We start from the raw sequence: 11,160 nt of genomic DNA, 5'->3' as shown, positions 1-11,160 counted from the left end.
TCCCCTCTATACACCCCGACTACTGCATAAATCTTGATGTGTGTGTCTTCGGCTGGTGGGAAGTCTAGGATGATGTCTTCGTACTTGTCATTGAGTGATACGAGGCGTAAGCGTCCGTTTTCGGTATAGATCTTTTTGAAGTAAGAACGGTCTCCGTATGCGATAACTGCCAAATCTCCGTTGTAGGTGGTCAGTCCTTTGTCTACTAAATAGAGAATGTCTCCGTCTTGGTAGTCAGGTTGCATGGAGTCTCCGCTTACCTTAGTCGCAATATCGTGGCGTGGTGGTTGCTCGTCAACCTCTATAGTCTCTCTATCTGTATCGTCGTAATCGAATCCATAGTTAAATCCAGAAGCTGCTGCCGTCTCAGATACAACCTCAACTTGATACAAGCTGATAACTTCCGACACTTCGTTTTTCTTCGTTTCTTCTTCGTTTTGCTCTGTGTACATCTCGCCGTTTGCTTTTTGCCTCTCCAGAAGTTCCTCAGAAGTCCGTAGGACGATTTTTTTATTATCTGGGGTTAATTGTACCACCTTGTCCGTTATCTGCTGTGTGAGCAAATCTGGGGACGCTGTGGGGGTGTCTGCTTTACGAATAGGTGGAAATAAATCGTCAATAGTTACGCTGAGAGCAGAGGATATTTTAAACAAAGTATTCTTTTTAGGAGTACGGAAACCTTTTTCATAGTTTGCTATAGTTGTATCACCCATATCCACTAAAGTAGCTAATTCTTTTTGCGTCAATCCGCGCTGTAATCGATATTCTTTTATTTTTGTTCCGATGTATATAGCTAATTCTTTGTCAGTCATATATTTCTCCTGAGTGTTTTATTAAGTAGATTATAACAAAATATTCACGGAAAGAAAAGTTTTTTTGTTTTTTCGCAAAAAAACTATTGACACTTCACGAAAAGTGAGGTATAATTAAATCATGGTTGAGGTAATCAATCAAATAAATACAGGAGGAAAAGAGATATGCGGAGACGCAAAAAGCCTGAAAAGGCAACAAAAAAAGAGCCATGGCTTGACGGTCCTAAGGCTCTGGTTATCTCAACAGTGATTACAGCCAGTGTTGAGTTAATCAAACACTTCTTGAAATAGAAGTGGGGTGAGCGGGGCGAAAGCCCCAAAGCTCACTATTAGTATAGCATATCTCGAAAGATTTGTCATGAAAGACAAGAAGAAATTTTGGAATGTGGTCTGCTGGATGCTAACCGGTTTTATCTGGGTGTACTTCATCTGGAAATGGTTTTTTTAAAATGAATAGGAGGTGATTATGGTTTGCAAATTCTTTTATATAAACTGAGGAAGGAAAAGAATATTTCTCAGAAAGAAATGGCAGATGTTATTGGAAAAAGCGAGAATAGCTATCGCAACAAAGAATTAGGTAAACAAGATTTTAAACTGAGTGAAATGTTCAAAATCGCCCATTATTTCGGTAAAGAATTGGGCGATATATTCACACCCCAGACTTCACGAAAAGTGAAATAAAACACCTAACATCAAAGAAGGTCAAACTTTTTCAAAATCGATAGAATAATTCTATCAAAACTGTTGACAAGTACCAACAGTTTTGAAAAGACCTATTAGTAGAAAGGAAGAAGTCGATGTATGGAGCGAAAATGAGGGAGCTGAGAACGGCTCAAAAGCTGGGCTTGCGTGAGCTTGCCAAGCGAACCTTGATAGACTACACGACCTTGTCACGGATCGAGAACGACCTGAAGGCGGTGACGCTGTCGCAGGCGGTGGTCATTGCCAAGGCGCTAGGGTGTAGGGTAGAAGATATGTTGTAGGAGGAAATACTATGAACAACGCAGCGCAAAAAGTAACACGGATTGACAGAGATGCCTGGGAGATCGCTACGGAGCTGGCGAACGAATACGGCGTATCTATTTGTCACATCATCAGCGAGAGCGTCCGCTACTGTGCAGAGAATGCCGAATTTAAGGAGATGGACGTTGTCGTTAAACGATTGGTAGTCGGCAGTAAGGTGCTGGAGTAGGAGGGGAAGATGGAAGTTTTTCTTTATGTGGTCATTGTATCAGCTATTACTTCATTTTTGGTGACGGTAATGCTATTGCGAGGATATTCGAATAGATTGACCGAAATGCTTGAGAATTTTTTTGACAATGAATTGCAAGCACGAAAAGAGATACAAAAACTTACTTTAGATACAATGGATAGAATTGCTAACAAAAAATAGAACAAAAAAATTCACTAATAGGAGGGGAAGAGATGAATGCAAATGTAAATGTATTTTATGAATTAACTTGTAAAGACTTGAACGAAGCGATTGACGCAAAAAATAAAATCATCGCCAATACACTTGACGATGAAACTGTTGAGATAAAAATTGAATTCTTACGTGATGTTTGAACTGTAAAATCGCTGGGAGATGGTTCTATCGTAGATCGCGTAATAGAGCCATGGTCGATTGTCTGATAGCTGTAGCTGGAGAATCGCTTTTATTGCTCTCGTTTACAGTGTAGAACATTGCAGATGCCAATGTAGCATCAAGTACAAACTTGTCTATATATTTGTGTTTCTTGCTATCGGAGTAAGTAATTGTCAGTGTAATTCGACCTTTATAATCTGGGTCTATTGATGATGTAAATTTTTGTCCTGGGGCAATCATATTTCCGATAAGTGAGTTGAAGCGGTGTACAGAATTCAATGGATCCAATTCGCCATCTATCTGAATATTATCTATATATGCTGGAGTTTGGCCAAAGTTTTTAAAAACAAAGGTACGTTGTTGATTTTTAACTGCATAGACATCTACATAAACATTAATATAAGGCTTTGCCATATCCTCTGTAGCTTTCTTTGTTTGCCAGAGTGAAATGGTATTAAAAACAAAACCGATAACTGCAATTATTACTGTGATATAGAGTGTCCAAATCTGGACATTATCATTGGTGATTTGTGGCATTAGATCACTTCCTTTCTGCTTTTATTATAGCAAAAAGGAGAGAAAAATAGAAAGGAGAGGAAGAGATGGCAAATAAGGGATTTAAAAATAGTTACATCGATAGAAAAAAATTAAGTAGTAGTCTTAAAACACTGATGACTCAACAAGCTATTGAAAGAGCAGAGCTTGCTGAGTCTCAGCGTAAGGAACTTGAAGAATTTCTCAAGGATCTGCTTTAATTATAGCAAAATGGGGAGAACAATAGGAAGGAAAGAGATATGAGCAGCCTATCAAAAAATTTACTACCAATTCAAAATTTAGAAATTAAGATAGATAGCGACTCTAGTATTCCACGAGTTATTTTGAACGGGGTTGATTTTCAAACAGAAGATATTTGTCTTCAAGGTATCAAGATAATTTGGGAAACAAAGAAAGATGAAGTGCCAGAGACACTTATTCAGGTTGATTATATAAATAACCGTGAAGCGCCTCATATAGTATCTGTCAAACAGTCGTTTAAAAATACTTTACTTAAATAGCTCTGGCGAGTTTTATTTTCATTATACCAAATTTAGAAAGGAACTTTATGAACGAAATTTTTAATTTTCACGGGCAGGAAGTCCGTACTTTGACAATTGATGACGAGCCTTGGTTTGTCGGGAAGGATGTAGCGGATATCTTAGGATATGCTAAACCTCTGGACGCAATTTCTCGGCACGTTGATGAAGATGACTCCGTGAAATACGGACTCACCGATAATCTAGGACGAACACAAAATACTATTATCATCAACGAATCTGGTCTCTACTCTCTTATCTTATCCAGCAAGTTGCCTCAAGCTAAGGAGTTCAAGCGCTGGGTGACATCAGAGGTCTTGCCAGCTATTCGTAAGCAGGGCGGATTTATTCGCGAGGATTTGGACGAGGATGCTTTTATCGCTCTCTTTACTGGACAGAAGAAATTGCGTGAGCAACAGACTAGCATGTTGGAAGATATCGACTACCTCAAGAGTGAGCAACCGATTCATCCAAGCTATGCTCAGTCGCTCCTGAAGAAGCGTAAGGCTAGGGTTGTGGCTTGCCTGGGTGGCATTGATAGCCCAGCTTATGCGGATAAGATTTTTGCTCAGTCGGTATTTAGACAAGCTGAGATTGACTTTAAAGACCACTTCAACATTAGTCGCTATGACTTGCTACCCAAGAAGCATGCGGATGCCGCTCTAGCTTACTGGATGACGTGGGAGCCAAGCACCAATACCAAGATGAAAATCATGGAACTGAACGCATTTAGTCAAGCGTAGGGAGGGAAAGAAAATGAGACCAAGACGATATCCGTATAGTGGGAAAAGAAAAAAGCAATCTGATAGACAGATCGCTAAGTTAAAAAGAGATATTGATGTAAATCGTACAAATATATCATCTTTAAAATTCGTTATAGAAACTTTAAGTAACCATCAGATTGCTAAGTTAAAAAGAGATATTGATGTAAATCGTACAAATATATCATCTTTAAAATTCGTTATAGAAACTTTAAGTAACCATCAGAATTATCGATAACTTGATAACCTTGAGCAGTTGCTTCTTCGATAATTTCAGTTTTAGACATTTCAAAATCAGATAACTGAATTACTGCGCTAGGTTTATCAGTAGTCGACTCTGAAAAATTAGATAATAGAATATTATCGAGATTTTCCCAGGTTAGTTTCTTAACAACGTGGTTTGGCTTATGGCTAAGCTTACTCATTTTTTGAACCTCCTTTCTGTTAAATTTTTGACTAAAACGGGAGAGATATTAGTCAAGAGTATTATAGCAATTTAGGAGGATATTACATCAGTCTCAAGACCGATATAGGAGGTTAAATGGAAGACAAAATCATCGAACTTGCTGATTACTTCATCAGTGAATCTACAACGTACAGAGAAGCTAAAATAGCGTGTGAGAAGCTATTTAGACAAGTCAGCCATGAGATAGAACTCAGAGCGCTGGAAAGTAAAACAGTTTGACAACAACGCAAAAAAGCACCTGACGGCAATCAGGCGCATACTAAAACAATTTAAACCATTATATCACAAAAATGCTTGCCCGCATAGTTGAGAGGATGTAGAAAATGGAAGGTATAACGTTACAATTACGATTAGACGGCGAAAGTGCTGAATTGTTCACAAATCAATTATTGGCTTTTGCTGAAAAGCAGGTCAAGGAGCAGTTAGAGAATGATCGCATGCCAATCAATCAACAGGCTTTGATGGAGAAGTTTGGCTTCACTCATAGCTATATTAAGAAGTTAGAACGTAAAGGATTGAGATTTCGTAAGCAAGGGAAATATATTATGTACGATATTAATGATGTTTATGAGATTTTGGAATTAGAGAAAGAAGTACGAAAATTAAGAGCATAAGGAGAGAGAAGATGAATAATAAAAAAGCATACAAACATAAGATGAAAAAAGAGAATAGACCAGGTTTGCGAAATTTCTTTGAAAGATATGAGCACGAAGATGAAAATCTTAAAAAAATTGTACAAGATTTATCCAACGAGAAATTTAATCCACTTGACAAACCAAATGATTACAACGGTTCATTTGGTCATGATTTTATGTCGATAATGTGGGCAACTTTGCTTATTGATATTTTAAAAAATCTTAGAAAAGAAGTTTCGTCTTCTGCCAGTGATTTAGATTTAAAACTTGGATTTACTAAAGGATATCCGATGGCTAGTATTGTAAATACTCAGACAAAACCAACCAAAAAGAATGTAAAAATACTTAGCAAAATATTTGATAGAATGCATATTCTGTTTCCTGAAGAAACAAAACGAGCAAGAGAAAGAGAAAGCTTAGATAAATACATTGATGTGAATGAAATTTTACAGAGAACATTGTTACTTCATGGATTTAATGAATCCGCTAACGCTCTCAAAAATTATGAGAACGAAATCGATTCAGAACTAGAATCCGATGAACAAACAGAGACTGATAATAGAATTATGTCTAACATCTACGAACTAGTTATAAGTGATACCATTATTCAGTTTAACGAAGATGACACAGTGCTTAGTGTATTGAAGAAAATAAAAGAACAGACAAATTTGAAGTTTGAAGTTTTTGAAACACTGAAAGAAAAAGTTATTTAGGAGATTAAAAATGTTTGAACCACCGATTTTAGACCAGTTGATGGGAGTTGGAGCCTTGCTGATTGGATTTGCAGGAGCTTGCCGTCATATCAAATTGCAAGAACAACGAGAGGAAGAAGAGAGACGAGAAGAGCAAGAATTTGCGTCTATGATTATCCAAGGATACGAACGTGGTAGAGAGGACAAATGGCAAGAAATTCGCAAGAATATCCGTAGAGAGTTCAAAGGATTCACATATGACAACGAACCGCCTGTAGGCTTGCGCCCTGAGCCGTTAGCTTTGCCAGAACCTAAACAGTCTGCAATCAGACTTTTGTAATGATGAGGTCAGGAAATGGAAGAATTGATTGAATGGCTGGATAACCTGATTATGATTGTTAAAGAACTGGAAGGAAGGGAATCAACTTCAAGACATTTTATTACGACATGGGAAAACGATTATAAAAATCTATTACTAGTCAAAGAATACCTAACAGACTATAAAAAACTAGCTAAGGACTATCGTGATGTGGAGCTTAAAAATAAGCTGCTAAAGATTGAAAAAATGGAGCTGGAAGGCAGGTACATCTATGAGGATATGCGAATGAAGTATCGCGCTAACCGTAGGAAGTGGGGTGCTAGGTATGTCTGAAATTAAGTGGATAAAAATCACAACCGATATTTTTGACGATGAAAAGATTTGCCTGATTGATGCCTTGCCTGATCCTGATGCCATCTTAGTGATATGGTTCAAGATTTTGACACTTGCTGGAAAACATAACAGTAATGGTTTGTTGATGATGACTGATAAGGTTCACTATACAGATGAAATGTTAGCTACTATTTTTCGTAGACCATTGAATACAGTAAGAATGGCTATTGGAGTTTTTGAACAGTTTGGGATGATTGAGATTATCGATGGTATTATTAGCTTGCCAAATTGGGAAAAACATCAAAACGTTGACGGAATGGAGAAAATAAAGGAACAGACACGCAACCGTGTAGCCAAATACCGTAAAAAACAGAAAAATCTTGCTCTTGGTAACGTTACAGGTAACGTTACAGTAACGGACGGTAACGCACTAGAAGAAGATAAAGATAAAGATAAAGATAAGAATAAGAAAAGAATAACTACTACTAATAGTAGTGGTGGTCAAGAAAATATCTTAGAACTTTTTCAATCTGAATTTCGTAGGCTCTTATCTGGATTTGAGATTGAAGAAATTAACCATCTCCTAAATGAGAATGATGTGGATTTGGTGAAAGAAGCACTGAAGACTGCTATTAACTCAGGAAAGCCTAACATCAAATATATAGGTGGGATTTTAAGAAATTGGCAGATGAACAATATTACGACTGTTGAGCAGGTTCGTCAATCAGAGAAAAAGAATAAGGATAAGAAAGAAGAACAGGAGGCCAAGGACGAATGGGGATACTAGAACTAATTGAACAATTCGAGATTGACTATTATCCGTTAAGCTACGAGAAGAAAACTCTTTTAGCAGACCAACCAATTCATCAAGTGGTTGCATGCTTGTCTGAAATGGCTAGCTGGCATGAATGTGGAGGTCGTCTGTCATGGTAGACAATGTGTTTGAGGAGATTGCCTTATCTTATCACAGGAATACAGAACAACAAGATGAGTTTTGCGAAAAGCATAACATTCCTTTGATAAAGATATTGCGGACTGAGAGTGTTGTATGCCGCATGTGTGAATCTGAGCGGATCCATGAGGAGAATCAAGCAAGAGTGAATGAACTGGCCGACGCTGAGAATGAGCGAGAGAGGAAATACTATCTTGAGAAGTTTTCTCTTTATGATGAGGTTTTGAAAAATGCGACTTTGGACAACTTTGAGACACCCACTGAAAAAGAAGCGGAAAAGCTAGCTTTTGCAAAGAGGATTTGTCGTGAGTGGTCTGAGGGGGCTAGGAACAACATCGTGTTACAAGGAGAAGCTGGAACTGGTAAGAGCCATTTGGCCTTTGCGATGGTTAAGGCTCTATCTGAGTACACGAAAGAGATTGCGATTTTTATCAATGTGACGGACTTGTTGATGAAGATTAAAGCTGATTTTAGTCAGGAAGAGTTTCTGGTCAATAAAATTGCCAGTGCCAAGTTTTTGGTCTTGGATGATTTGGGCATGGAAAAGGATAGTGAGTGGTCGTTTACTATTCTCTACAATATCCTGAATAAGCGTTCAAATACAATTATTACCACCAATTTGATTTCTGCTGATATTCAGAAAAGATATGGCAGACCCTTTATGTCCAGACTGATGAAGGGTGTGGATAAAGACCATTTGATGGTTTTCAACGACTTGACAAACAAGCGGAAGCACTATTTTTAGAATGGAGGTGGCTGATGTTTATTTTAAGACATGGGACAAGAGAGGATAAGCCCTTTCTGAGGTCCGCAGTTATTGGTGTGACTGGCTTGGACATTTCATGTTCAGAGGAGAAGAAAGCCATGCGGTTTGTTTCTCGGGCGGCAGCCTTACAGGTTGGTAAAGCATTGAGGAGTTCCTTTGGGAACTTTTACCCCGTTGAGGTGGAGTGATGTTAAATCTTTACTTCGTCTACAACAGGCACTGCAAGTTTTACCTTGGGAGGTTTGACAATGTCGATGATCTCATTGAGCAGATGGAAGACCATCAGTGGGCTTTCTCGGCTATCACTCATCCAAGGTTTCAGAAGCACATTGGTCAGCGGACGACACGGTTTGACTACGGTTCTAAGGATTGTTACTATTTAGCGACTTTTTCAGGAGGAGAAGAAAATGATTGAACTTATTAAAGAATTTGGAATGGCTATTCTGTGGTTATTTCTCGGCTATTTAATCGGAGAACGTGCAGCAAGAAAGGAAAAGAAAGATGATCAATAATGTTACGTTAGTGGGGCGCTTGACGAAAGACCCTGAATTAAAATATACGCCGTCGAATGTGGCGGTTGCTACCTTTACGCTGGCGGTCAATCGGAATTTCAAGGGAGCTAACGGCGAGCGAGAGGCGGACTTCATCAACTGTATGATGTGGCGCAAGCAGGCGGAGCTATTCGCAGAATGGTGCAAGAAGGGCAATCTGGTCGGTGTGACGGGTCGCATCCAGACAAGGAACTATGAGAATCAGGAGGGGCGCAGGGTCTATCTGACTGAGGTGGTCGCAGATGGTTTTGAGCGACTTGAAAAGCGTGATGATACAGCTAACCGTTCGAATATTGAGGAACAGATGCCAGGATACGCCCTTGAGGAAGATGATTTTCCGTTTTAGTGGGAGGTAAGAAATATGGTTGGAGTAACCTATCAGGAAATTCATCTCTTTGTTGAGTTTTTGAAAAAGCAGTATGGGCAAGGGCGTCCAGACTATATTGAAGCCCTGAACGACTTAGACGGTATGGCGGAAGTCTCCTATAGAGAAGCTATTGAAAGATTTTTAGACGATGAATTACGATAAACAGGTAGTAATCGAAGGACTGAAACGTACAATTGAGCAAAATGAAGAGAAGATAATCGAGTATTCGAAACCGTGCGATGCACGCAAGAGACGGATTAGAGCGCTGGAGCGCGATTTGTTGAAGAAAAAGAATAAAGAATTGAGGAAAAAAGTGGAGGAGTTGGAAGATGATGGAAGAGTTAAAGAAAAAAGTTAATGCAGTATACAATTGGACGGTAGAAGACGGGAAGCCGCAACCTCCCCAGCAAGATTTACCACAAGCAGTAAAAGACCGGGCGGACTATTTTTGGAAATGGCAGAAGATGGTATGACGTTTATGGGAGCGATGGAATGCATCTTCGCTGATGAAAAGCCTACCGACTATGATTTGGGAGCTACTAAGGGTTGGTTGCCAAAATCTAAGGAGTTTGATGATTGGATTGGCTATTCACCAGGCATGTCTCAGTTAGTTATTGCAGTTTATTTGATTTATGGAGGAAGCGAAGATGAATAAGCAGGAATTGATTAATGTCCCACGGATTTTGTTCCCTATCGGAACAGAGATTTTAATAAAAGGGGAGATAGTTGGCTTAAAGGTGCTTGCTGACAGGTTTGTTGAGAATATTGTTAAACTCGATTACGGCGAACAAATTATTGCTCCAAACGATGCGATTTATGTCAAGGACGAACCGCAACCAGTCAAAGTTCCGCAGTTTGTGGCTGAATTTATCACAGAACAGAAAAAACTGGGGCATACACTGTCCTACTCAATAGACGCAAGCATGTCTGACATAGTAGCAGAATGGTACTGGGATAATTCCGAACTCTTCGCACTCGCTTGGATTTTCGGCTACGAGGTCGAGGAAGAGAAGCGGTATATTGTTAGTCTAAAGAATGGACAACCTTTGACTAAAACGCAATCAGGGAAGGCTCTTTATTTTAACCAAAATATAATTACTGGAAATTATAAATTCACCCGCAAAGAACTAGAAGAAGCTGGTTTCGGCTGGGTGTTCGATTGTCCAGGGATTGAGATTGAGGAGGTTGAGTGATGAATCTTAGACAAAAAAGAAAACATTACAAATATTCTTATCGATATTTTGTAGCTTGGTTTTCTGTCTATGATGAAAGTTTTTCCATTCCATGCCCGAAAAAATATAAGAAAACACTCAAACAAAAATTAAAAATTAAAAAAACTTATGATTACGATGAATGTTGTAGAAAGTATTGGTTATACGAGGAATACTCTGGCAACATACCAAAATTCATGAAAGAAAAGGAGGTGGAGTGATGAGCCTTACGCTAAATAGCACAATTCGAGACTTAGTTTTGGCAATCGGAGAAGTTATCGTGGGTTCTGATGGTAAAACCACTACAGCGATACTGGAGATACCTGATCAAAGCTTTTACTTAGAGATTGAGCTTAAATTGAAGGAGGAGGTCATAGATTGAAACGTTTTATCGCAATCTGGATTCTGGTATCTGCTGGACTAAACATCTGGCAGATGGACAGGATTGCAGAACTAGAAAAGAAAAAGCCGATGGTTATCTACAAGGCGGATAACGCAGGCGCTGAGATTTTCGGTAAAGTCGTCGAGAAAGGACGACACGGCAAATTATACACGCTTACGATTCGTGACTACGGGGTGTTTGTGGTTACGAAGGACGTGTATGAGAAAGTGAAAGTTGGGGATGAGGTACTACTAT

29 protein-coding genes and 1 pseudogene are annotated in these 11,160 nt (G+C 38.9%); 27 read left to right on the top strand and 3 right to left on the bottom strand.

Annotation, left to right across the window (positions count from 1 at the left end; all coding sequences use genetic code 11):
* On the bottom strand, nt 1-812 hold an 812-nt coding region (locus HT736_RS04985; protein ID WP_172930796.1), incomplete at its 3' end, for a S24 family peptidase.
* A 165-nt stretch (nt 813-977) separates the two neighbouring features.
* On the opposite strand from HT736_RS04985, the gene HT736_RS11950 reads away from it, so the two are divergent.
* From HT736_RS11950 to HT736_RS04960, 6 genes are all read left to right on the top strand, one after another.
* The gene (locus tag HT736_RS11950) at nt 978-1,103 is read left to right on the top strand and encodes a hypothetical protein (protein WP_007284831.1); all 126 of its coding nucleotides are present in this window, start codon (nt 978-980) and stop codon (nt 1,101-1,103) included.
* A gap of 180 nt (nt 1,104-1,283) precedes the next feature.
* Nucleotides 1,284-1,493 (top strand): helix-turn-helix transcriptional regulator, encoded by a 210-nt coding sequence (locus HT736_RS04980; protein ID WP_001166514.1) that lies wholly within the window; start codon nt 1,284-1,286, stop codon nt 1,491-1,493.
* A gap of 116 nt (nt 1,494-1,609) precedes the next feature.
* Nucleotides 1,610-1,795 carry a helix-turn-helix transcriptional regulator gene (locus HT736_RS04975; RefSeq protein ID WP_000274132.1) on the top strand — a complete coding sequence of 62 codons (186 nt, stop codon included), beginning with the start codon at nt 1,610-1,612 and terminating at the stop codon, nt 1,793-1,795.
* 11 nt (nt 1,796-1,806) lie between these two features.
* Nucleotides 1,807-2,004 carry a hypothetical protein gene (locus tag HT736_RS04970; protein ID WP_001057655.1) on the top strand — a complete coding sequence of 66 codons (198 nt, stop codon included), beginning with the start codon at nt 1,807-1,809 and terminating at the stop codon, nt 2,002-2,004.
* Between the two features lie 9 nt (nt 2,005-2,013).
* Nucleotides 2,014-2,205 (top strand): hypothetical protein, encoded by a 192-nt coding sequence (locus HT736_RS04965; RefSeq protein WP_000451679.1) that lies wholly within the window; start codon nt 2,014-2,016, stop codon nt 2,203-2,205.
* Between the two features lie 32 nt (nt 2,206-2,237).
* Nucleotides 2,238-2,378 carry a hypothetical protein gene (locus HT736_RS04960; protein ID WP_000993373.1) on the top strand — a complete coding sequence of 47 codons (141 nt, stop codon included), beginning with the start codon at nt 2,238-2,240 and terminating at the stop codon, nt 2,376-2,378.
* 25 nt (nt 2,379-2,403) lie between these two features.
* Here HT736_RS04960 and HT736_RS04955 read toward each other — a convergent pair whose 3' ends face one another.
* Entirely contained in the window at nt 2,404-2,934 is a 531-nt protein-coding gene (locus HT736_RS04955) for a hypothetical protein (protein ID WP_001135683.1), read from the bottom strand.
* 65 nt (nt 2,935-2,999) lie between these two features.
* Between HT736_RS04955 and HT736_RS04950 the strand changes: the two genes are divergently transcribed.
* The 3 genes from HT736_RS04950 to HT736_RS04940 are packed head-to-tail and all read left to right on the top strand — an operon-like array spanning nt 3,000 to nt 4,213.
* Nucleotides 3,000-3,152 (top strand): hypothetical protein, encoded by a 153-nt coding sequence (locus tag HT736_RS04950; protein WP_001284486.1) that lies wholly within the window; start codon nt 3,000-3,002, stop codon nt 3,150-3,152.
* A gap of 39 nt (nt 3,153-3,191) precedes the next feature.
* Nucleotides 3,192-3,452, top strand: coding sequence for a hypothetical protein (locus HT736_RS04945; protein WP_000097024.1), 261 nt, complete (start codon nt 3,192-3,194; stop codon nt 3,450-3,452).
* A 47-nt stretch (nt 3,453-3,499) separates the two neighbouring features.
* Nucleotides 3,500-4,213: an ORF6C domain-containing protein gene (locus tag HT736_RS04940; RefSeq protein WP_050207546.1), complete on the top strand. Its 714-nt coding sequence runs from the start codon at nt 3,500-3,502 to the stop codon at nt 4,211-4,213.
* A gap of 218 nt (nt 4,214-4,431) precedes the next feature.
* Here the strand turns inward: HT736_RS04940 and HT736_RS04935 are convergent, their stop codons facing one another.
* Nucleotides 4,432-4,656 carry a hypothetical protein gene (locus tag HT736_RS04935; RefSeq protein WP_000040988.1) on the bottom strand — a complete coding sequence of 75 codons (225 nt, stop codon included), beginning with the start codon at nt 4,654-4,656 and terminating at the stop codon, nt 4,432-4,434.
* Nucleotides 4,657-4,772: 116 nt separating this feature from the next.
* Between HT736_RS04935 and HT736_RS04930 the strand changes: the two genes are divergently transcribed.
* The 18 genes and pseudogenes from HT736_RS04930 to HT736_RS04850 all read left to right on the top strand — a co-directional run.
* Nucleotides 4,773-4,916 (top strand): hypothetical protein, encoded by a 144-nt coding sequence (locus HT736_RS04930; RefSeq protein WP_000389586.1) that lies wholly within the window; start codon nt 4,773-4,775, stop codon nt 4,914-4,916.
* 104 nt (nt 4,917-5,020) lie between these two features.
* Complete coding sequence (locus HT736_RS04925; RefSeq protein ID WP_000398533.1) at nt 5,021-5,311, top strand: hypothetical protein; 291 nt, start codon at nt 5,021-5,023, stop codon at nt 5,309-5,311.
* A gap of 11 nt (nt 5,312-5,322) precedes the next feature.
* Entirely contained in the window at nt 5,323-6,045 is a 723-nt protein-coding gene (locus HT736_RS04920) for a hypothetical protein (RefSeq protein WP_001060361.1), read from the top strand.
* A 10-nt stretch (nt 6,046-6,055) separates the two neighbouring features.
* On the top strand, nt 6,056-6,364 hold the full coding sequence (locus tag HT736_RS04915; protein ID WP_166736996.1) for a hypothetical protein: 309 nt from the start codon (nt 6,056-6,058) through the stop codon (nt 6,362-6,364).
* 15 nt (nt 6,365-6,379) lie between these two features.
* Nucleotides 6,380-6,676, top strand: a complete 297-nt coding sequence (locus HT736_RS04910) for a hypothetical protein (RefSeq protein ID WP_050261592.1) — start codon at nt 6,380-6,382, stop codon at nt 6,674-6,676.
* The gene (locus tag HT736_RS04905) at nt 6,669-7,463 is read left to right on the top strand and encodes a phage replisome organizer N-terminal domain-containing protein (protein WP_166736995.1); all 795 of its coding nucleotides are present in this window, start codon (nt 6,669-6,671) and stop codon (nt 7,461-7,463) included. Before HT736_RS04910 ends, HT736_RS04905 begins: the two co-directional genes overlap by 8 nt.
* The gene (locus tag HT736_RS04900) at nt 7,451-7,609 is read left to right on the top strand and encodes a hypothetical protein (protein WP_000511763.1); all 159 of its coding nucleotides are present in this window, start codon (nt 7,451-7,453) and stop codon (nt 7,607-7,609) included. The genes HT736_RS04905 and HT736_RS04900 overlap by 13 nt, the downstream gene beginning before the upstream one ends.
* Nucleotides 7,603-8,373: an ATP-binding protein gene (locus HT736_RS04895; RefSeq protein WP_000228206.1), complete on the top strand. Its 771-nt coding sequence runs from the start codon at nt 7,603-7,605 to the stop codon at nt 8,371-8,373. The genes HT736_RS04900 and HT736_RS04895 overlap by 7 nt, the downstream gene beginning before the upstream one ends.
* A 14-nt stretch (nt 8,374-8,387) precedes the next feature.
* On the top strand, nt 8,388-8,582 hold the full coding sequence (locus tag HT736_RS04890; protein WP_054388383.1) for a hypothetical protein: 195 nt from the start codon (nt 8,388-8,390) through the stop codon (nt 8,580-8,582).
* The gene (locus tag HT736_RS11695; RefSeq protein ID WP_240154022.1) at nt 8,582-8,809 is read left to right on the top strand and encodes a hypothetical protein; all 228 of its coding nucleotides are present in this window, start codon (nt 8,582-8,584) and stop codon (nt 8,807-8,809) included. Before HT736_RS04890 ends, HT736_RS11695 begins: the two co-directional genes overlap by 1 nt.
* A gap of 86 nt (nt 8,810-8,895) precedes the next feature.
* Complete coding sequence (ssb, locus tag HT736_RS04885) at nt 8,896-9,291, top strand: single-stranded DNA-binding protein (RefSeq protein ID WP_000609557.1); 396 nt, start codon at nt 8,896-8,898, stop codon at nt 9,289-9,291.
* A gap of 15 nt (nt 9,292-9,306) precedes the next feature.
* On the top strand, nt 9,307-9,474 hold the full coding sequence (locus HT736_RS04880; protein ID WP_000233205.1) for a hypothetical protein: 168 nt from the start codon (nt 9,307-9,309) through the stop codon (nt 9,472-9,474).
* Nucleotides 9,461-9,670, top strand: a complete 210-nt coding sequence (locus HT736_RS04875; RefSeq protein WP_138701074.1) for a hypothetical protein — start codon at nt 9,461-9,463, stop codon at nt 9,668-9,670. The genes HT736_RS04880 and HT736_RS04875 overlap by 14 nt, the downstream gene beginning before the upstream one ends.
* A pseudogene (locus HT736_RS04870) lies at nt 9,642-9,967 on the top strand (hypothetical protein). The gene HT736_RS04875 and the pseudogene HT736_RS04870 overlap by 29 nt, the downstream one beginning before the upstream one ends.
* Entirely contained in the window at nt 9,960-10,505 is a 546-nt protein-coding gene (locus HT736_RS04865) for a DUF1642 domain-containing protein (protein ID WP_138701075.1), read from the top strand. Before HT736_RS04870 ends, HT736_RS04865 begins: the two are co-directional and overlap by 8 nt.
* Complete coding sequence (locus tag HT736_RS04860; RefSeq protein WP_138701076.1) at nt 10,505-10,744, top strand: hypothetical protein; 240 nt, start codon at nt 10,505-10,507, stop codon at nt 10,742-10,744. Before HT736_RS04865 ends, HT736_RS04860 begins: the two co-directional genes overlap by 1 nt.
* On the top strand, nt 10,744-10,905 hold the full coding sequence (locus HT736_RS04855) for a hypothetical protein (RefSeq protein WP_000059891.1): 162 nt from the start codon (nt 10,744-10,746) through the stop codon (nt 10,903-10,905). The genes HT736_RS04860 and HT736_RS04855 overlap by 1 nt, the downstream gene beginning before the upstream one ends.
* Nucleotides 10,902-11,160, top strand: a 259-nt coding sequence (locus tag HT736_RS04850; protein WP_138701077.1) for a DUF1372 family protein, incomplete at its 3' end; no start/stop codon positions are given. The genes HT736_RS04855 and HT736_RS04850, both read left to right, overlap by 4 nt.

It is taken from the genome of Streptococcus sp. 339 (genome assembly GCF_013277285.1).
GTDB lineage: Bacteria > Bacillota > Bacilli > Lactobacillales > Streptococcaceae > Streptococcus > Streptococcus pseudopneumoniae.
The sequence above is the reverse complement of the archived record's forward strand: the minus strand, read 5'-3'. Positions and strand labels throughout refer to the sequence as shown.